The 19735-nt window shown below is 70.2% G+C and carries 16 protein-coding genes; 6 read left to right on the plus strand and 10 right to left on the minus strand.

Going from position 1 to position 19735, the window contains the following annotated elements:
- Window positions 1–190, minus strand: a 190-nt coding sequence (locus tag ACIHCL_RS35930) for a hypothetical protein (protein ID WP_399868685.1), incomplete at its 3' end; no start/stop codon positions are given.
- A 170-nt stretch (window positions 191–360) separates the two neighbouring features.
- On the opposite strand from ACIHCL_RS35930, the gene ACIHCL_RS35935 reads away from it, so the two are divergent.
- Window positions 361–999 (plus strand): ISAs1 family transposase, encoded by a 639-nt coding sequence (locus ACIHCL_RS35935; protein ID WP_399868686.1) that lies wholly within the window; start codon window positions 361–363, stop codon window positions 997–999.
- 201 nt (window positions 1000–1200) lie between these two features.
- Here the strand turns inward: ACIHCL_RS35935 and ACIHCL_RS35940 are convergent, their stop codons facing one another.
- Window positions 1201–1509 carry a hypothetical protein gene (locus ACIHCL_RS35940; protein ID WP_399868687.1) on the minus strand — a complete coding sequence of 103 codons (309 nt, stop codon included), beginning with the start codon at window positions 1507–1509 and terminating at the stop codon, window positions 1201–1203.
- Between the two features lie 956 nt (window positions 1510–2465).
- On the minus strand, window positions 2466–2588 hold the full coding sequence (locus tag ACIHCL_RS35945) for a hypothetical protein (protein WP_399868689.1): 123 nt from the start codon (window positions 2586–2588) through the stop codon (window positions 2466–2468).
- Between the two features lie 255 nt (window positions 2589–2843).
- On the opposite strand from ACIHCL_RS35945, the gene ACIHCL_RS35950 reads away from it, so the two are divergent.
- From ACIHCL_RS35950 to ACIHCL_RS35960, 3 genes are all read left to right on the plus strand, one after another.
- A complete protein-coding gene (locus tag ACIHCL_RS35950) occupies window positions 2844–5873 on the plus strand; it encodes a LodA/GoxA family CTQ-dependent oxidase (RefSeq protein WP_399868691.1) in 3030 nt (1009 codons plus the stop codon).
- Window positions 5874–5893: 20 nt separating this feature from the next.
- Window positions 5894–7060, plus strand: a complete 1167-nt coding sequence (locus tag ACIHCL_RS35955) for a tryptophan 7-halogenase (RefSeq protein WP_399868692.1) — start codon at window positions 5894–5896, stop codon at window positions 7058–7060.
- 169 nt (window positions 7061–7229) lie between these two features.
- A complete protein-coding gene (locus tag ACIHCL_RS35960; protein ID WP_399868693.1) occupies window positions 7230–10016 on the plus strand; it encodes a SpoIIE family protein phosphatase in 2787 nt (928 codons plus the stop codon).
- A 352-nt stretch (window positions 10017–10368) separates the two neighbouring features.
- Here the strand turns inward: ACIHCL_RS35960 and ACIHCL_RS35965 are convergent, their stop codons facing one another.
- The 5 genes from ACIHCL_RS35965 to ACIHCL_RS35985 are packed head-to-tail and all read right to left on the minus strand — an operon-like array spanning window position 10369 to window position 15759.
- A complete protein-coding gene (locus tag ACIHCL_RS35965) occupies window positions 10369–11832 on the minus strand; it encodes an FAD-dependent oxidoreductase (RefSeq protein WP_399868695.1) in 1464 nt (487 codons plus the stop codon).
- Window positions 11832–12122 carry a 2Fe-2S iron-sulfur cluster-binding protein gene (locus ACIHCL_RS35970; RefSeq protein ID WP_399868697.1) on the minus strand — a complete coding sequence of 97 codons (291 nt, stop codon included), beginning with the start codon at window positions 12120–12122 and terminating at the stop codon, window positions 11832–11834. Before ACIHCL_RS35970 ends, ACIHCL_RS35965 begins: the two co-directional genes overlap by 1 nt.
- Window positions 12119–13321, minus strand: coding sequence for an NAD(P)/FAD-dependent oxidoreductase (locus ACIHCL_RS35975; protein ID WP_399868699.1), 1203 nt, complete (start codon window positions 13319–13321; stop codon window positions 12119–12121). The genes ACIHCL_RS35970 and ACIHCL_RS35975 overlap by 4 nt, the downstream gene beginning before the upstream one ends.
- Window positions 13314–14252: a dihydrodipicolinate synthase family protein gene (locus ACIHCL_RS35980; RefSeq protein ID WP_399868701.1), complete on the minus strand. Its 939-nt coding sequence runs from the start codon at window positions 14250–14252 to the stop codon at window positions 13314–13316. Before ACIHCL_RS35980 ends, ACIHCL_RS35975 begins: the two co-directional genes overlap by 8 nt.
- A gap of 49 nt (window positions 14253–14301) precedes the next feature.
- On the minus strand, window positions 14302–15759 hold the full coding sequence (locus tag ACIHCL_RS35985; protein ID WP_399868702.1) for a Na+/H+ antiporter NhaC family protein: 1458 nt from the start codon (window positions 15757–15759) through the stop codon (window positions 14302–14304).
- Window positions 15760–15949: 190 nt separating this feature from the next.
- Between ACIHCL_RS35985 and ACIHCL_RS35990 the strand changes: the two genes are divergently transcribed.
- On the plus strand, window positions 15950–16483 hold the full coding sequence (locus ACIHCL_RS35990) for a helix-turn-helix domain-containing protein (protein WP_399868705.1): 534 nt from the start codon (window positions 15950–15952) through the stop codon (window positions 16481–16483).
- A 258-nt stretch (window positions 16484–16741) separates the two neighbouring features.
- Entirely contained in the window at window positions 16742–17569 is an 828-nt protein-coding gene (locus tag ACIHCL_RS35995; protein WP_399868703.1) for a hypothetical protein, read from the plus strand.
- Here ACIHCL_RS35995 and ACIHCL_RS36000 read toward each other — a convergent pair.
- Both ACIHCL_RS36000 and ACIHCL_RS36005 read right to left on the minus strand, forming a co-directional pair.
- Window positions 17467–18495 (minus strand): hydroxyacid dehydrogenase, encoded by a 1029-nt coding sequence (locus tag ACIHCL_RS36000; RefSeq protein WP_399868704.1) that lies wholly within the window; start codon window positions 18493–18495, stop codon window positions 17467–17469. The two genes, ACIHCL_RS35995 and ACIHCL_RS36000, sit on opposite strands and share 103 nt — an antisense overlap.
- Window positions 18479–19498: a dihydrodipicolinate synthase family protein gene (locus tag ACIHCL_RS36005; protein ID WP_399868706.1), complete on the minus strand. Its 1020-nt coding sequence runs from the start codon at window positions 19496–19498 to the stop codon at window positions 18479–18481. Before ACIHCL_RS36005 ends, ACIHCL_RS36000 begins: the two co-directional genes overlap by 17 nt.
- Window positions 19499–19735 lie beyond the last annotated feature (237 nt).

Below are 19735 nucleotides of genomic sequence, written 5' to 3' on the forward strand. Positions count from 1 at the left end.
GCCCCGGCCCGGTCGGCCTCTGCCAGCCGGGCCCGCGGCCCCGGACACTCAGCAGGAACTGCACGAAGACCGTCTGAGGCTGCTGCTGGAGGTCGTGGCAGAGGTGACCGACCCGCGTGACCGGCGCGGCCGGGTTCACCCGCTGCCTTTCGTGCTCGCGCTGGCAGTCCGGCCGTGACAGCCGGTTCACGCACGAGCCTGGAGATCGCCGAGTAGTCCGCCGACCTGGACCAGCGGGTGCTGCGGGTCCAGGGCCGGAGGCGGTGGTCCGGGACTCCTTCGAGGTGGACGTTCGACCGGGTCCTGTCTTGGTGGTGCTCGCCTCGTCGGCAGGCGGCGGTGGCGGTGGACGGCAAGACCATGCGCGCAGCGGCCACGGGCCAGTCCTCGATGCCCTTGACCCAGGTCGTGGCGGCTACCGGGGCGGTAGGAGCGTTCTGGTTGCTGCCCGTCAAGCACAACAGCTCGGCCCTGCACAGGAAGCTGGCGGCAAGGCCTTGGGGGCAGGTCGGATTCGGAGCCCGGTCCCGACAGGACTCGCACGGGCGCCGCGAGACCCGCACCCTGAAGGTCCTGGCGCTGAACCAGGACGAGGCCACCGGGCTGTTGGGCGCGGCGCAGGTGGTCCGGGTGCACCGCTACCGACGCCGAGCAGGACGAAAGGCATCGCGGCGCACGGTCTACTACCTGACCAACCTGCCGTCGCGGGTTGCGGACCCGGTCGATCTGGAAGCCCTGGTGCGCGGGCACCGGGGCATCGAGAACAAGCTGCACCACGTGCGCGACACCGTGTTCGGCGAGGACCTTCACCGGGCCCGCACGGGGAACCTGGCGGCGGTCCACGCGGTACTGCGCAGCACTGCGCTCAACCTGCTCCGAGCCGCCGGAGCGAGACGGATGAAGGCCGCGCTACGCGCGGCCTTCATCCGATCCGGGCGCAGTGCCGCTGGTTTCGCCAGAAGAGTGGAGATCTGTGTCGACGCTGCCCGCAGATCCTGACGAAGCAGTTTGCGCCCTCTGCCGAAATGCTGCGTATTGTGAATGAGACCGATCCCCCTCCGTCGGCGTCCGTGTGCCAGTGAACCCACGCGGCCAGCTGGTGTATGCCGAAGCCGTCGGCGGTCGACGAAGACTGGGCATGCCACGTTCGTCCTCCGACGACTTCGGTTCTACGGCCAATGCAATGGGCCGTCAGTTGCACTACATGAGGACTCTTTCGCACACGCACTGTTCGTCCTGGTATCCGCACAGCCACCCCCAGCTGCTGGACCCGGGCAAATCCCGGACAACTGGATCGTCCTGGTCGGTGATCCACCTCTGCTTGCTGGTTTCCCAGACGTGATCCTTCACGACGACTGACACGTTGTTCACCGGCTGGCCAAGCTCCCTGAGCGTGCCTGTGGGGTTCTCGAGAAATTTCGGGAACTCCTCCTGGTCGAACTTGAGGTAGAACACAGGCGGCAGATAGCCATCACCGTTCTCCGGCTGCAGTTTCACGATCTCAGGCAATGGAGCCACTCCTTCAGTAAAGAATCGACGCCTTTCTCACTGAACCTTCCTCGCAGGGTTCGCGCGCTATCAGATTTCATTCTCCTGCGCGGGCATTCCAGCGATTGAAGTGCAGTCCGCCCCTGGTCGGAGTACACGAAGCGACCTGCCGGGCCTGAACTCCGCAGCTCCCTGGACGGCGCTCCCGCCCGAGCCCAGACATCGTGAACCGGCTGCTTCGCCGGATCACGCGGTCCGCTCCAACCGCGGGACGGCCCTGGCCGTACCGGCGCGCTCAGCACGGGCCCCGCTCAGGACGGTGTCCTCGCCGCCGCGGTTGTGCATGGACCGCCCCGATCGGGGGTCGGCGCATCATCCGGGACAAGGGCGGGCCAGGGGAGCGAGCGGCGGCTCGCGCGTGCAGCCCCCACTTCAGGAGCCCGCGCCTCCTTGAGGGCGGGATTGCTCGCGCGGCTCTGCTCGCGCGGCTCTGCTCGTGCTCCGCCTGGCGGGCAGCGTTGACGCCACGCAGACGTTCGGCAAATTCGGGCAGGTGCTCAAGGGCTACGGTTACCAGTGCGCCCGTGATGTGGTGTGAAACCAGCTTGTGTTGGTCGCGTTGGAGCGGCCATGGTGCGGTCCAGCTCTTCTTCGATTTCCTTCGGTAGTTCCCAGCTCCGTTTGACGACGGTCTCTGCCCTCTCGGCCAGGAACTCGGCGCGTAACGCGGCCACGGCCGCGCCATCCCTGCCGATGCGCTTGGCGTACTCGATCTCCTTCGCTGCTCTGGCTTCCGCTGCTGCCTGGGGATCGTCCGAGCAGATGCGTCCCGGACGCCGCGCGGCTGCGAGCTGGGGTTCATCGGGCTCGGCGACGCCCCCTGCTCCTCCTGCGCCATCGCGATTCCGATCGGCCCCGGCCGCCGCATCACCTCTTCCACCGCGTGGCGGGGAGAGCCGACGCTACCGAACGGCACCTCAGCGCGAGATCGAGCTCCGTACCTCGTCGAGGACGGCTCTTCGCACCGAGTCCCCGATCCTCTCCAGCACCTCGTGCGGCAGGTCGCCATGGACGGAAACACGCAGTCCCTCTTTCGTCATGGCCCTTCCTTTTCCCGGGGACGGTCGACCGGTCACCGACGACGCTGTCACCGGGCCGCTGTCGGGGCGACCGCTGCTGGCCGATTGGAGTGAAACGGCCCGCGTTGGGCCCGCGGCCTCGTCGCTTCGGGCGTACGTCGACGCGCCGCGCCTCGAAGGTCTGTGCACGCTTGACTGGGGTCCGGAAGCCGCGAGCGGCGTCGACCAAGCCGGTCCGCCGGCCCCGATCGACCACCACACCGATGGGAGCACAGCATGACCGGGACCCCCGAGCCCTTCGACGACACCACGGGGATGCCATCCCTGCCCGGCTGTGCCGAGAACGCGATCGGCGCCCTGAAGCAGATGTTCGTGGACCTGACCCAGGGCGCGCGGATGGCTCGCGGCCAGGACCCGGTCAAGCGGCCGGTGTTCCTCAAGCCGCACGGCATCGCCCGCGGCGTGCTCACGGTCGCCGACGACCTGCCGCCCGAGATGCGCGTCGGCTTCCTGGAGAACGCCCGTACCCAGGCCGGCGGCCTGAACGCCTGGGTACGGTTTTCCAGCGACACCGTCCCCGGCCTTCCCGACCTGAAGACCACCCTCGGCATCGGCCTCAAGCTGTTCGGCGTGCCCGGCCCGAAGCTGCTGGAGGGCTACACCGAGGCCGGCACCCAGGACCTGCTGCTGCAGAACCACGACGTTTTCTTCGTCGACACCGCCCAGGACATGTGCGAGTTCACCAAGGCCGGTGTCGTCGACGGCAATTACAACGCGTACTTGGAAACCCACCCGGTCACCCGCGAAATCCTCGACGCGATGGCCAAGTTCGAACCGAGCGTGCTCACCGCCACCTACTGGGGCGTGCTCCCCTACGCTTTCGGACCCGATCGCTTCGTCAAGTACAAGCTGGTACCCGCGGGTTGCGAGCCCGGCGACCCGGCCGCCACGCCGCCCGACGAGAACCCCACCTACCTCGGCGCCGACCTGGCCCACCGGCTCGCGTCCGGTCCGGCCGTCTTCGATCTGATGCTCCAGTTCCGCACCGACGACGAGACAATGCCGCTGGACATGGCGACCGTGCGCTGGAAGGAGTCAGAGAGCGTTCCAGTGAAGGTGGCCCGGCTGACCGTCCAGCAGCAGGACATCACCGCCCGCGGCCAGGCCGCCTACGGCGAGAACCTCGCCCTCAACCCCTGGCACAGCCTCGCGGAGCACCGCCCGATCGGCAGCATCGCCGACGTGCGCAGGGCGGTGTACCTGGCCTCGGCCGAACAACGTCGCGATGTAAACGGCATCCCGACGGCCGAGCCCGGCCTCGCCCGCCCGCAGATCACCCCACCGGCGGCCCGCGACACCCGGATCGTCCGGGCCGCCGTGCACCCGGCCATCGGTGTGGCCCGGGTCGGCGACAGCACAATGGACGACTTCGTCCTCGCCCCCGAGGTCGACGAGCCGTCCCCGCTGCCCGCCGGGAGCTACAAGGACGTCACCGGCGCCCTGAAGCGCCAGGCCGTCCGGTTCCGGGTCTACGGCTACAACGCCGCCGGCGAGCCGATCGCCGAACTGACCGCCGACAACGCCGACCTGCGCTGGACCGTGCACATCGCCAACTCGAAGGCGGCCTGGTACCAGTTCCAGATCGCCCTCGACATCCCGGAGGCGGGCCAGGCCGACGACAGCAACCTGCGCAACCCCACGATTCCGGCCGCCCAGCGCGACCACCTCCTGACCATCGACCCCGGCCCCCGTTCGGTACGCGGCCGCGACCGCTCCGCCCCCGAGCACCGCTTCGACACCGGCACCTTCATGGGCAAACCCGTCTACCTCGGCGAGCTGCGCACCGACGGCAACGGCCGGCTGATCTTCCTCGGCGGCCGCGGCGCCTCGGCCTCGGCGACCAGCACCCCCGCCGACACCTTCGCCAACAATGACGGCTGGCACGACGACGTCTCCGACGGCCCGGTCACCGCCGAGGTGAGCATCGGCGGACGGCCGATCCCGGTCGAACCGGCCTGGGTAGTGACCGCACCGCCCAACTACGCGCCCGAACTCACCTCGGTGCGCACGATGTACGACCTGGTGCGGGACGCCTTCGTGACCGAGGGCCGCCTCCCCGAACCACAGCAGGTGTCGTTCACCCGCGACATCCTGCCCGTGCTGCGCCGCCTGTGCGATCTGCAGTGGGTCAACAAGGGGCTGGCCACCCAGTTCGGCTTCGGCGGACGCGAGGACCTCCTCGCCCCCGCCCGAATCGCCGAGCTGGCGGATCCCTCACCGGTCCAGCAGGAGCTCCGCCGGCAGATCTGGCTCGCCGTCCGCAACTACGACCGCGACAGCATGTCACCGGTGCCCTGGCCAGCGGTCTACGGCGACGCGATGAACGTGCCGCCCCAGTCCGTACGGCAGCATGTGACGCTCTCCGCGCTCCAGTACCGGCTCCTCAAGCGGTGGGCCGGCGGGGACTTCGTCAACGACTACGACCCGCACGCCGCGCTGCCCGCCACCCTCGACGACATCCCGTTCCCCGACCAGCCCGCGACCCTCGACCGGGCGGCCCTGTCGTTCTGCCTCGCCGACGCCTTCCACCCCGGCTGCGAGCTCACCTGGCCGATGCGCCACACCACCTTGTACACCAGCCCGTTCCGGATCCGTCACCGCGATCCGCTCACGCCCACGCCCTCCTACGGCCCGAAGCTCACCCCTGAGATCGCGCTCTCCTTCGACGGCCCGCTCTACGCCCAGGCGCCGGGTGGCCTGACCCGGTGGATGGCCGTGCCCTGGCAGACCGACACCGCGAGCTGCCGGGCCGGCTACGAGTACGGCTCCGGCCTCGGCCCCTACGACCCGTTCCTGCCCACCTTCTGGCCGGCCCGGGTGCCCAACCACGTGCTCGCCGAGGAGGACTACGACGTCGTGGTCGACACCTCCCGCCCAATCGCCGATCGCCTGGCCGCGTTCCAGACCCGGCGCACCTGGCTCCGCTGGCTGCCCCGCAACTACACGGCCGCCATCAACGCAATGGTGCAGGACTTCGGCAAGCTCGGTGTGGTCGAGCGCCGCCCCGGGCCCACCGACGATCCCCGTCTCCCGGCCGAGCTCCTGGTGGAGTCCGAGGTGAGCTTCCCGCCCGAGCCCGCACCGCCGGCCGGGCGCAACCTGATCACCGTGCACGTGGACCGCGGCGCCGATCCGGTCCTGGGCACGGCCACCCTGGCCACCGCAGTCACCATGGCGGACGCTCCCGACGAGGAGGTCTCGGCCGGGTTCATCGACAAGGTCAAGCGCCTCCGGCCGAGCCGGTGACCCCTGCCCCGCCGCATCGCGTGCGCCAGTCCGGACCCGTCGACGCCGTCGTGGCGGGCGGCGGTCCGGCCGGCGCTGCGGCGGCGCTCGTCCTGGCCCGGGCCGGCCACCACGTCCAGCTGCTGGACGACGGCGGCCAGGCCCCGCCACGCGCCGCGCCACGCGGCCGTCCCGTGTTCAAGATCGGGGAGTTCCTGCCGCCCGTCGCCCGGCCGCTGCTGAGCGACCTCGGGCTGCTGAACGGCTTCCTGGCCTCCGGCCACCCCGTCTCCACCGGCACATACGCCGCCTGGGGGTCGGCAGCGCTGCACGGTCGCAGCCACCTGTTCGACCCGTACGGGCACGGCTGGCACCTCGACCGGCTCCGCTTCGACGCCTTTCTGCGGGATGCGGCCGTCGCGGCCGGCGCCGAACTGCGGCAGGCCACCGCACTGGACCGGCTCGGCGACCGCCTGATCGTCCGCGAGCGGGCCACCGGCGCCGTGGTGGAGCTGTCCGCCCGCTGGACGGTCGACGCCACCGGCCGACGCTGTGTTATCGGCCGCCGCCACGGCCACCGCCGACGGCAGGACCGGCTCGTAGCCGCGTACGTCGTGTTTCCCGACCGCTGCCTGGCGGGCCCGGCAGCCCAAGCGGACGCCGAGGCCCGCACCTTGGTGGAGGCGGCTCCGCGCGGTTGGTGGTACACCACCCGGATCCCGGCCGGGCGCCTGGTCGCCCACCTGACCGACGCCGACCTCGCCGACCCGCCGCTGCGCACCCCGCAGGGATTCTGGCACGCGCTCAGCCGCACCGTCCATGTCCGGCGTCGCCTGGCCGGGCACAGTCCGGCCGTAACTCCCGTACCGTGCTGGGCACCTGCGCACGGCCTGCGGCTCACGCCGACGGCCGGTCCTGGCTGGGTGGCGGCCGGGGACGCTGCCCTCGCCTTCGACCCGCTCTCCTCGCAGGGCATCCTCACCGCGCTGCACACTGGTGCCCGCGCCGGACAGACCGTGGCCGACTGCCTCGCCGACGGACGGCGCACGAGCGCCGCGCTCGCCGACTACACAGCGTTCCTGGGTGGGATCGCGGCGGCCTACCGAAAGAACCATGCGTATGCATACGGCCAGGAGCAACGCTGGCCCCTGAGCCCTTTCTGGGGTCGCCGCCGAGCGGGCGGGCAGCCTCCGTCCGGCATAGCCTGAAAGCGCCGGAACTCCCGCGCCCTGTCCCGGCACCTGGGTCTGCCGACGTTCAGCAAGGAAACTGGTCACCTGAAGGCTTCGCCGGCCTGTTAGCGCACATCTGACATGGATGGTCCCCGGGCCCCTCTACAGCGTGCCAGCTGCCATCCGCTCATAGAGCCTTGAAAGTATGGATGTACTTTCTTATTTTCGAAAGTTGCATGCGCGGAGTGCCCGGTCCGGGGATGAACGGGAAGTGCTGCGCCGCTCGCGGAGGCGGCGCTTGCGCTCACTGCTGCGCGTGCGGAGTGTCGCGGGCCAGGTGTTCCTCCTGCAGCTGGCGGTGGTGGGGATCATGGTCGTCGCAGCGCTGGGGGCACTGGTGTTCCAGGCCCGGCGTCAAGGCGTGGAGGCGGCGCGCAGCGAGGTGCTTGCCGCCGGTGAGGCGTTCGCCAACTCTCCGGGGATCGTGAAGGCATTGGACGGCCCCAATCCCACCGCAGTGCTTCAGCCGCTTGCCCAGAAGGCCGAGAAGCGATCCAATCTCGACAATCTTGTCGTGGCCACGACGAGCGGCATCCGTCTCACCCACCGTGACCCGCACCTGATCGGGAAGCACTATGTCGGCCCGTACAAGGAGGCCGTGCACGGCAAGGCCTTCACGCATATCGTCGTGGACCCTCTAGGGCTGTCTGTGTACGCGGCGGTTCCCGTGTTCCGGCCCGACGGCTCGGTCGCCGGCATTGTGACTCCCGAGATCACGGTCAAGAACGTGAACAAGGCGGTGGAGCGGCAGCTGCCTGTGCTCTTCGGCGGCGCCGCAGGAGCGCTCGTTCTGGCCGGTAGCGGGTCCGCGTTGGTGAGCGCGCGGCTGCGGCGCCAGACCCGGGGGCTCGACCCGATCGAGATGACCCGGATGTACGAGCACCATGACGCGGTGCTGCACGCGGTTCGGGAGGGGGTGCTGATCATCGCAGGGGACGGGCGGCTACTGCTGGCCAATGACGAGGCCCGGCGGCTGCTGGACCTGCCCGCGGACGCGGAGCGGCGCCATGTCAACGACCTCGGCCTGGCGCCGGACATCGCCGGGCTGCTGGCCTCCGGGCGGACGGCCACCGACGAGGTTCACCTCGCGGAGGACCGGCTGCTGGCCGTCAATGTGCGGCCCGTCGGCAATGGCGGCCAGGCGGGCAGCGTGGCCACGCTGCGCGACACCACCGAGCTGCGTTCCGTGACGAGCCGGGCGGAGGTGGCGCGGGCGCGTCTGAGGCTGCTGTACGACGCGGGGGTCCGGATCGGCACCACGCTGGACGTGGTACGAACCACCGAGGAGCTGGCCGAAGTGGCCGTCCCCCGGTTCGCCGACTTCGTCACCGTCGAGCTTCAGGACTCCGTCCTGCGAGGCGAGGAGCCGGACGGCCCGAGCACCGAAACGCGCCGCACCGCCGTCCGCGGCATCCGCGACGACCAGCCCCTGTTTCCGGTCGGCGAGCTGATCCGGTTCGTGCCCGCGAACCCCATAGCCGCTGGTCTGGCGGCAGGTCGTGCGATGCTCGAGCCCGACCTGGCTGCTTCCGAGGGCTGGCGTGCCCAGGACCCGGAACGCTCTCGGAGGATCCTGGAGTACGGCATCCATTCCCTGGTCTCGGTACCGTTGCAGGCGCGCGGGATCGTGCTGGGGACGGCCGACTTCTGGCGTTCGGAGAACCAGCCCTTCGATGAGGACGACCTGTCCTTCGCCGAGGAGCTGGCCGCCCGCGCGGCCGTGTGCATCGACAACGCCCGCCGATACACCCGTGAGCACACGATGGCCGTCACCCTGCAGCGCAGCCTGCTGCCCCGCGAGCTGCCCGAGCAGTCCGCCGTCGAGGTCGCTTACCGCTATCTGCCGGCCCAGGCCGGGGTGGGCGGCGACTGGTTCGACGTCATCCCGCTGCCCGGTGCTCGGGTGGCCCTGGTGGTCGGCGACGTCGTCGGCCACGGCTTGCACGCCGCCGCCACCATGGGCCGCCTGCGCACCGCCACCCACAACTTCTCCGCGCTCGACCTGTCACCCGGCGAACTCCTCGGTCACCTCGACGAGCTCGTCGCCCGCATCGACCAGGAGCAGGCCGCTGAAGGCAACGGCGCCGCCATCACCGGCGCCACCTGCCTGTATGCGATCTACGACCCGGTCTCCGGCCGGTGTGTCGTGGCCCGGGCCGGTCACCTGGGCCCTGCCCTCGTCCACCTCGACGGCACCGTCACCTTCCCCGACATCCCCGTCTCCCCGCCCCTCGGCCTCAGCACCAGCCTGCCGATCGAAAGCGCAGAGCTGCACCTGCCCGTCGGCACCAGGCTCGTCCTCTTCACCGACGGACTCGTCGAAAGCCGCGACCGCGACCTCGACACCGGCCTCGAACTTCTGCGAGAAGCCCTCGCCCATCGAGACCACACTCCGGAACAGACCTGCCAGACGGTGATCGACGCACTGCTGCCCGCCCGCCCCGGCGACGACATCGCCCTTCTGGTGGCTCGCACCCGGATGCTGGACCCCGAGCAGGTCGCCGAGTGGGACGTGACGGGCGGCGCCACAGCCGTAGCCCCCCTCCGCTCCGCCTGCGCGCGCCGACTGGAGACCTGGGGCCTGGACCAGGCCGCCTTCACCACCGAGCTGATCGTCAGCGAGCTGGTCACCAATGCCATCCGCTACGGCGCTGCCCCCGTCCGGCTTCGCCTGCTGCACGACCGCAACACCCTGCTCTGCGAGGTCTCCGACGGCAGCAGCACCTCGCCGCATCTGCGCCGGGCGGCCACCACGGACGAGGGCGGACGCGGCCTGTTCCTCATCGCCCAGTTCGCCCGATGCTGGGGCACCCGGTACACCGACCACGGCAAGGTCATCTGGGCCGAGCAATCGCTGCGCGACGGTGCGGCCGAGCCCGGTCACGCCATGGGCGACGATCTCCTGGGCCAATGGGACGACAAGGCACTGTGACGGCCCTGCCCTCGCGGCACGCGCAGACCAACAGCTCCCGCCAAGGCCTTGAGCCCATGGGACGCACTGCCCGCCCGACAGGACGGGGCCACAGCAAGCGTGTCCTGGGCGCCTACGGCGCGGCCGGCCCTCTCCAGTGCCCGGTTTGCGTCCCGACCGGCCCTCAGTGACCAGGTACTGCGAGCACATCTGCCTGATCGTCCGAACGTCCCCCGCCGACTGGAAGATCACCGCGCTCTCCACCTGGTGCCTGAGCAGGCTCGCCGACCACCTCGTCAAGCAGAAAGCGATTGTCGTAGCGGCGCGGGCCGCCCTGCCACCGGTCACAGCCTTGTGGGGCGTGCCATGCCGGTTATGGGCGACGGGTGTCCGGTCCGTCCGGTTCGGGCTGCTCGGGTGCCGCGTCGAGGGCTCGGAGGTCTCCGACGGGTACAGGTTTGACGGGCAGGTGGGCGGAGAATCGTCCGCCGAGGCCGATCGACTGCCCGCGTGCCGAGGCAAGGATCGTGCCGACGCTGCCTTCGCAGTAGCGTCCCTGGCAGGGGCCCATGCCCGTGCGGCAGGAGAGCTTGACGGCGTTGATGCTGCTGACGAACGGAGAGGATGCGAGGTAGTCGTCGAGGGTGCCGCGTGTGACCATCTCGCATCGGCAGACAGTGGTTTCCCGTGTCGCGAGGTCGCCGATTGCCTCACGGACCGGTTCGAACATGCGTTGCACCACGGTGGAGAATCGTGTCGCGGTGCGGATGCCGCGTTCTGCTTCGGCGAACAGTGCGGGGGGCACGGCGCGTCCGAGGTCGGCGGCGATCCCGAGGCCTGCGAGCGCGCCCTCGGCGCGGGACTGGTCGGCGCCGGCGACGCCGGTGGGCTCGCCGGCGACGAACACTCCGGGCACGGACGTCCGCAGCCGTTCGTCGTGTGCGACCACCCAGCCGCCCCGTGGCGAGTCGAAGACGAGGTCGCATCCGATTTGGCGGGCGAGTTCCGTCGACGCGGAGAAGCCGTACCCGAGCACGAGATGCGATGCGGCGACCTCGCGGGGGGCGCCCGTCACTTTCCACCGCCGGTCGACCCGGGCGAGTTCGATCCGGGAAACGCGTTCCGTGCCGTGGGCGGCCGTCACGATGGTCCGGGGCGAGACGCGGACGCCCTTGCCTATCAGTCGCGCCAGGATCGCGCCGGTCTCCGCGAGCATCCGCAGATGACCGGGTACGGCGCCCAGGGCGTTGAGCAGGTCTGCCGGTGTCGGGATGCTCTGCGCGAACGCGACCTCGCGCACCGGGACGCCGTCGCGGACGAGCAGATCGGCCACGAGCAGCAGCAGTGGGTGCGCGCCGGCCAGCACGACGTCGCCGACGGGTGCGATCTTCTGTGCCTTGACCAGGGTCTGGGCGGCGCCGGCGGTCAGGACGCCGGGCAGCGTCCAGCCGGGGAAGGCTATGGGAAGGTCGTGGGCGCCGGTGGCGATCAGCAGTCGGCGCGCGCCGATCACGCGCGTGCCGTGTTCAGGATGGTTGATCGCCACGCGCAGGACGTCCGGGCTTGCGTCGTCGTTCAGGACACCGATCGCCGACCAGCCGAACTCCGTTGTCAGGCGCGGGTCCGTCTCGAAGCGCCGGATGAGGTCGGTGGCCCAGCCGTAGCCGGCGGTGGGGTGCAGGACACTTCCCGGGAAGGTCCGGGGCGGCTGGCGGAAGATCTGTCCGCCCGCTCGCTGCTGCTCGTCGATGACGACGACCGTCAGGCCGTGATCGGCTGCGGTGAGCGCCGCCGACATGCCCGCCGGCCCCGCACCAATGATCGCGAGGTCGAACATCACAGCCTCCCTGGTGTGGCGATGGTCATGCCCTCGCGCACCGGGACGAGGCAGGTGCGGGTCAGCGGCCGGCCGTCGACGGTGGCGGCGCACTCGAAGCACGTGCCCATGTTGCACAGCGGTGCTCGGGGGGCCCGGTCGCGGTCCCGTTCGAACGCGGCGCCCGCGGTGAGCATGGCTGCGGCCACTGTCTCGCCCGTCCAGGCGTGGACCGGCTCGCCGTCGACGTTGATCGTCACCGTGTCGCCGCGTTCGTGTGCGGTGCGGCGCCAGGCATCGTCCGTCGTCATGAGGTGCTCCCTTCCGTGAAGCGGGCCGGGTCGTAGGGGGCGAGGTCGATGTCGGGTGAGCGCCCGGCGATGAGGCCGGTCAGTACCCGGGCGAAGCTCGGCCCGAGGGTGAACGCCGATCCGCCGGTGGCGACGAACACGCCCGGCGCATCCTTGACCGCGCCGACGAGCGGGAGCTGGTCGGGTGCCACCGTGGTCGCGCCGACCCAGCTGCGCACGGCGGGCACCCGTTCCAGTGCGGGGACGGTGTTCACGGCCGCTCGTGCGTTGCCGGCGATCGACTGCGGGATGAGCTGGTGCTTGCGGTCGAATGCAGGGGCGCCGTGCGCGTCCCGCGTCAGCCGGGCCGGCCATCCGCCGCCGATGAGGACCGTGTGGTCGAGTGACTGCTTGAGCGACAGGCGCGCGCCGGCGTGCTGGACGAGGTGAGGGATGAGCGGGGGGATCTTCGAGGTGACGGTCATCGTGAGGGCGAGGGGGATGGTGGGCAGGTCGGCGTCGAAGATTTTGCCGAGTTCGGTCGTCCACACGCCGGCGGCGAGCACGACTGCGGCGGTCCGTACGGTGCGGGCCCGTTCGTCTCCTGCGGGGCCGGTTTCCTGGAGGGTGACGTCCCACCCGGCCGGGGCGCGGTGCGCGCCGGTCAGGCGGGAGCGTGCGCGCACCGTCGCGCCGGCCGCGAGGGCCGCGCGGCCGACCGCGGGAGCCGCGATGCGGGCGTCCGCCTTTCCTTCCAGTGGGCTGTAGTTGGCCGCGACGATGTCCCGTGACAGGTACGGTGCGATGTCGTCGAGTTCGGAGCGGTCGAGCGTGTGCACGTCCAGGCCCCAGGAGCGTTCCAGCGCCGCCTTGAACTCGAGCATCCCGACCTGGTCGGTGTTCTCGGCGACCATGAGCCCGCCCGTCTGGCGTACGCCGAGCGGCTCTTTGATCTCGTCTTCCAGTCGTGCCCACATCGCGGCGGCGTCCAGGTGCAGCGGCATGGCCTCCGCCGCGACGCGCGCGGCCTCTTCGCCTGCCTCGACCATCCTGTATTCGAGTTGGAAGTGCAGGCTCCCGGCGTTCTGTCCCGAGGCGTGCTGGTTCACCTGGTCCTTGTCGACCAGGAGCACCTGCGCACCGTCGCGGGCGGCCGTCCACGCCGTGAGGCAGCCGAGCAGGCCGCCGCCCACGACGACAACGTCGTAGTGCTCAGTCATCGGTGAGGGGGATCGTCTCGATGCCGAGCTCGTGCAGGGTCGCCTCGACGCGGGCGACCTCGCCCGGCGTGAGTTCGAGCAGCGGCGCCCGTACGAATCCCGCGGGGATGCCGCGCAGCCGCAGCGCGGTCTTGATGATCGCCTGCTGGTTGCCGAACTGCACGCCGTAGTCGGGACGGAACCACGCGTCCATGTAGACGCGGTCCTTGTGACCCAGGCGGATCGCGCGCTCCCGGTCCCCGGCGTCGACGGCATTCCAGAAGTCGGCCTGGTCGCGGCCGAGGATGCCGCCCGTTCCCATCAGACCGTCGCCGTGGCCGAGCATCGCGAGGTCGGCGCCGAGCGCGTTGGTGGGCAGGCCGAAGTAACGCACCTCGCCCTCCAGCGCGTACATCCCGGCGAGGAAGCTCGCGAAGTCTCCTGTCGAGTTCTTGATCGCGACGACGTTCTCGATCTGCGCGAGCTCGGCCAGCAGGTCCACGTCCATGTCCACGACGCAGCCGCGCGGCCAGTTGTACACGGTCATCGGGATGTCGGTGGCATCGCTCACCGCCTGGTAGAACGCGACGATCTCCCTCCGGTTGGGCACGATGTAGGGCGGCGGGGTGAGGAGGATGCCGTCCAGGCCCGCTGCTTGGGCGGCGCGGCCGTGGGCGATCGCTTCGTTCGGGGTGAACGCGTTGCAGGAGCCGAGGACGGGGAAGGTGCTGCTTCGGTGCTCGGCGCCCGCCGCGAACAGGTCCGCGCGTTCCTTCTTGGACAGGGAGAACCACTCGCCGCTGGTACCGGCCAGGATCGCGCCCTGGATGCCCTCGTCGGCGAGCCACGCCACCTGCACGTGCAACGCGTCGGTGTCGAGCGCGCCGTCGCGGGTGAACGGTGTGGTGATGGCGGGGATGTAGCCGCGCCAGTTGACTGTGTTGCGATCCATGGGTGCTCCAATGACCAGTGGTCCGGCGGTGTTTGCTGGGGTGTGCTGCTCAGGCCCGGGCCGGTGTGCGCTCGGGCCGCTTCAGTTCGACACCGTCCGCGCCCTCGAAACGGCGGCCCCAGCCGGTTGCGGCTGCCACGACCATGACGACGGTGAGGACGAGCGGGTAGAGCATCGCGACGAAGATCTCCGTGGTGGCCAGGGCGGGAACGCCCTTGATCCCTGACGTGAGCTGCGCGCCGATGAACAGATAGGCGCTCAGGACGGGGACGATGGAGGCGATCCCCATCGCGAAGCAGTCCATGACGACCGCCCGGCGGTAGGGGTGCAGGTCGACGCGGGCACCGATCTCATCGGCAACCGGGCCGAACGTGAGCATCGCGGCCGAGTTCACGCCGCCGAACAGCAGCGTGGTGCCCGAGATGCCGATGCCGATCGCGAGCTCCGCGCCGCGCGGGGTGCGGGACAGGCGGCTGCGGGTGAGGGCGCTCACCAGCCAGTCGAGGATGCCCGCGGCGGTGAGGACGCCCATGATGCCGAACACGGTCACCACCAGGGCGATCACGCTGAGCATGCCGCTGACGCCCGAGACCAGGAATCCGGTGGGCGCCCCGTCGCTGACGCCGATGATGCCCTCAGGGGTGAGCAGGCCCGAGGCGAGGCCGGTGATGATCCCGGCCACCAGCCCGACCGTGACCGCCTTGAAGATGTCGCGGGTCAGCAGCGCCACGGTGAGCATGAGTGCGACGGGGATGAGCATCACCAGCGCGAGCGGGTCGGCGGCCTGCTCCAGCAGCTTCTGCGAGTGCGCCGAGTCGCTCGAGCGGCCCGACGAGCCCAGCAGGAAGAACCCGACGGCCGCGATGCCTGCCGCGGTGAAGGCGAAGCGGGCGCGGCTGCGCACGACTCCGGCGATGTCCGCGGTGCCGGACTTCCGGCGGAACGTCTGCGTCGACGACGAGATGACGGTCGTGTCGGATATGGGGGCTACGTTGTCTCCGAAGATCGCACCGGAGATGATCGCGGCGGCGAGGAACGCCGGTTCGGCGCCGAGGAGCACGCCCGCCGGGTAGAAGATCGGAAACGCCGTGAACATCGTTCCGATGGACGACGCCGTCGACATCGAGATGATGCACACCGCGACGAACGTGAACAGGGTGAAGGTGCCACCGCCGACGCCGAGGAGTCCGGCGAGCCACACGAAGCCGCCGGAGACGTTGGTCTCCTTGATCAGGGCGGACATCAGCCCCACGCAGAACAGCATCATCACGATCGTCACCGCGGTGGGCGATCCGATCCCCCTCGTCACGGCGGACCAGTACGCCGCGTACGGCTTGGCGAACAGGGCACCGACGAGCAGCGCGACGACACCCCCCGCGGCAAGCGCGGTCATGTCGAAGGTCTTGAACACGACGAAGAAGACGACACAGAACGCGAGGAACACGACGACCGGCAAGAACGCCAGTGCCCTTCCCCCACGGAAGACCAGACCCTGGTCTGCGGTCATGGCGCTGCACCTCTTTCCCACAACGCCGAGGACAACCCCAGGCGTGCACTTATTTACATCAGTACACAAAAATGCACAACGCCTCTCCTGTCAACCATTGACTCTCCAGCGAAAACGTGCTGATGCCTCCATGACCCCCATGCCTCGTGTGCACAAGAGTGCGCACGGCTCCGCTAGGCTGACCATCGTGATGGGAGACCAGCTACGCACCCTGCGGACGGAAGCGGGACTCAGCCTGCGCGACCTCGCAGCGCAGACCGGCCTGTCCGCGAGCCTGCTCAGCCAGGTCGAGCGGGGCGTCCGCGAACCGAGCCTCAAGACCCTCCGCGCCCTGAGCACCGTCTTCGGCCCGTCAACCGCCTCTCTGTTCCACGGCCAAGCCCCGCTCACGGCCTACCACAGCCGCCCCCACGAACGCTCCCGCCTGCTCATGCCGAAGGGCCTCGTCCAGTACGAACGCCTGACCCCGAGCAACGGCCAGCTCGAAGTCCTTCTCGGCACCCTCGAACCGGGCCAGGCATCCAGCCACGAGGAATGGAGCCACGCCGCGGTCGAGTGCGCCTACGTCATCACCGGCACCGTCACCGTGCACGTCGCCGACCAGCGTTACGACGTACGGGCCGGCGAGGCACTGACCTTCGACGCCACACAACCCCACCGCTACACCAACGACACGAACGAACCCGCAACCTATCTGGCATCAGTGACACCCCCCACGCCCTAGCTAGTGCCGCGGCAAGCGACGTTTGCCCGTCAAGGGGTGCGTCCGGTGTGTGCTCTCGGTGTGCCGGCCGGAAACCCTCGTACTGGACGTACTCGGGTTTTCGGCCGGTGCGGCGAGAGGGCATGCCAGACGTCGCGACGGGGCGAACGTTGCCTGATGCGGCACTAGCTCGACCCTCCACCGCTTCGGCCGCGCGACGAAGCCGGTGTCCCGCGGGTTGCGCTCAACGATCTCGACGTCGCTGCCCAGACCGGCGCCGTGCGTGATGACCTGGTTCTTGAAGCCTTGGTCAGCCAGGGCCTTCTCGACGGTGCCGCCGGTGTGCTCGGCGACCTGGTCCAGCAGGGCGATGCCCGCGGCTTTGACGTACGTGTTCGCGGCCGCCACGCACTGCCCCGACCCGACACCACCGGACCCCGGCCCACCGGCCGGACGACCGGCGCGTTCGCGCTGTCCCTGATCAGGACGACGGCCCTCGATGAAGCCGCCCGGCACGCTCCGGGCGCGGACGGACCGCCTCCGGCCAACTGGGAGCTGCACCGCGCGCTGACGGAAACGCTGGAGAGCTGGCAGGAGGACGGCACGCTGCGCGAGAGCTCGCTGCTGCTGGTCGAGTGGCTGATAGCCGAACTGTGCGCCTACGTTGCCGGGCAGGTCGGTGACCGGGCATGCGAGCACCGCACCCGGCTCTCCACAAGCCCCGACGGCATCATGGTGATTGTCCTCATCCCGTGGCGTCCCAGGGAGTGGGAATCGCCAGGCCCCGGTAACGGTGGCGAGTTGGCCTTGTCCCGCCACGCCTCCACCAACCCAGAAGGAGAAGCCCGCCGCTCCTTCCGCGACGGGCTGCGCCTGTTCCGGCTCCCGCCACGCATCGTCTATGACCCCCAGGAATTCCTCGACCCCGAAGGCAACAGAGATGTCTTCGACCCCGAGGAACAACTGGTCGGCCTCTGGGGCCCGGTGTGGTTGTGGTCGAGTGATCAAAGGACGCGAGCCAGTGCGTCCGGCCCCACGAAGTGCAAGGGTGGATCGCCGCGCAGGAACCGCAGCACCTCCTCCACGGCACTTGCGCCGAGCCGCTGACGGCACTCGGCGGTGCCCGCGGCCTGATGAGGGGTCAGCAGAACGTTCGGCAGTTTCCGGAACAGGTGGCGGACCGGCAGTGGTTCGGTGTCGAAGACGTCGATCGCAGCGTCCAGCCGGCCCGCCGACACCTCCACCAGAAGCGCGTCCTCGTCGACGAGCCAGGAGCGGGCGGTGTTGACCAGACCGGCGCCGTCGGGCATCAGCGCCAGTTCGCGCGCACCCAGCATGCGCCGGGTCTCGGCGGTGGCAGGGGCGTGCACGGCGACGATCCGGCTGCCACGGAGCAGTTCGTCCAGCGGCACCACCCGTACCGCGAGCCGCTGTGCGTCCTCGGCCGTCAGATACGGGTCGGTGACCGCGACCTGTGCCCCCAGTGCCCTCGCCAGCTCGATATACGCACGACCGGTGCGGGACGCTCCGATGACGCCGATCGCACAGCCCTGGATCTCGTGCCGCGGCGGGGCCTGGCCGGCCTCGTCCCAGTCGGCTCCGCCGCGCAGCGCGTGGTCGAAGCGGTGGATGCGGTGCAGCAGGGCGAGGGTGAACGCCAGGGCCACCTCGGCGACCGGGCGTGCCATCGCGTCACCGGCCTGGGTGACGAGGATCCCACGCCGGAAGACTTCCTCGGTGACGTACGGGGCGACCGCCGATCCGGTGTGGGCGACGATCGCCAGTCGGTCAGCGACGTCGAGGAGTTCCTCGCTGAGGCGGGGCGTTCCCCAAGCGGTGATCAGGGCACGGGCACCGGGCAGCACCGCAGCGAGTGCGTCCCGGTCGGTGTGCTCGTCGAGGACGGCCGGCTGCGCCGCGGCGCAGAGGCTCTGCCACACCGCGGAGGTGAAGAGCTGCTCACGAAGGTGCGGGGGTACGGCGACGACGACCCGCGGCAGGCGGGCCGCCCCCGGGTCAGGAGAGCCAGTCATCGACGTGCTCCGCGACGAAGTCGTCGTCGGTGAGCCAGGGGTAGGCCGTGGCGACCCGGGTGATCTCTTCGGCCTGGCCGGGAGACAAGACCTCCTTCGGATCGAGACACCAGATGCCCTCCAACAGACCCTGGCGGCGCAGCACTTCATGGACACCCGCGATACAGCCGCGGAATCCGCCGCGCACGTCGAACACAGCGTTGTTGGCGTCGGTGAGCTCCGGACGGCGGGCGAGGCAGCCGACCATGGCGTCGTGGTCACCGGCGCGTGCCCGCCGGACCTGATCGAGGAGGGTGACGGCGGAGCCGGTCCAAACGGCCCACTGGCCGAGCAGCCCGCCGGCGAACCACCGGCGAGTGCCCTTGGTCTCGTACGGGGTAAGCAGGTCGCCGATGATGTCGTCGTCGTTGCCGGTGTACAGGGCGACCTCGCCGGCGCGGTCGGCGGCGGCGACGGCCCGTACGACGTCGGCGGTGCGGTAGCGGTCGAAGGGCGCGGTCTTGATGGCCGCGGTGTTCGGCAGGTCTGCGAATGAGCTCCAGAACGACGGCGAGAGATAACGGCCGCCGACGGCCTCCTGGAGGTAGAAGCCGATCACCGGCAGCACCTCGCCGACGGCACGGGCCCGGTCCAGCAGGTCCTTCTCGTCGGCGCCGGGCACGGCGGGGCTCAACAGCACGGCGTCGTAGCCGAGGGAGGCTGCGAGTTCGGCTTCGGAGACGGCCTGCGCGGTGTGGCCGCAGGCCCCGGCGACCTTGACGAACGGACGGCCGGCCTCGGCGTCGATCGTCTCGGCGGCCAGCTCCAGGACCGGTGCCAGCAGGCCGATGCCCGGTTCGCGGATCTCGAACTGGGTGGTGTGCACGGCGACGGCGAGGCCGCCCGCGCCGGAGGCCAGGTAGTAACGGGTCAGTGCACGTTGCCGACGTTCGTCGAGCTTGCGGTCGACGCCGAGGGCGAGTGGATGGGCGGGGATGACAGCTCCCTCGGCGAGCACGTCCATCGGAGTGCATGCCGCGGCCGCCGAGGCCGCCGAGGCCGCCGAGGCCGCCGAGGCCGCCGAGGCGGGTACGAGTGTGGGAGTGGTCGCGGCTACGGGGCCGGGTGCAGGCTCGGTCGCGGCTGCGGGCGTACGGGACACGGGTATCAGAACCTTCCGTCGCGGACCTGGAACTTGGTGGGCTTGCCGGACAGTGGCAGGCCGCGGCGCAGCCAGTCGGCTTGCCATTCGATGAGGGTG

The sequence above is a fragment of the Streptomyces sp. NPDC052042 genome, from assembly GCF_044548345.1.
Classification (GTDB): domain Bacteria; phylum Actinomycetota; class Actinomycetes; order Streptomycetales; family Streptomycetaceae; genus Streptomyces.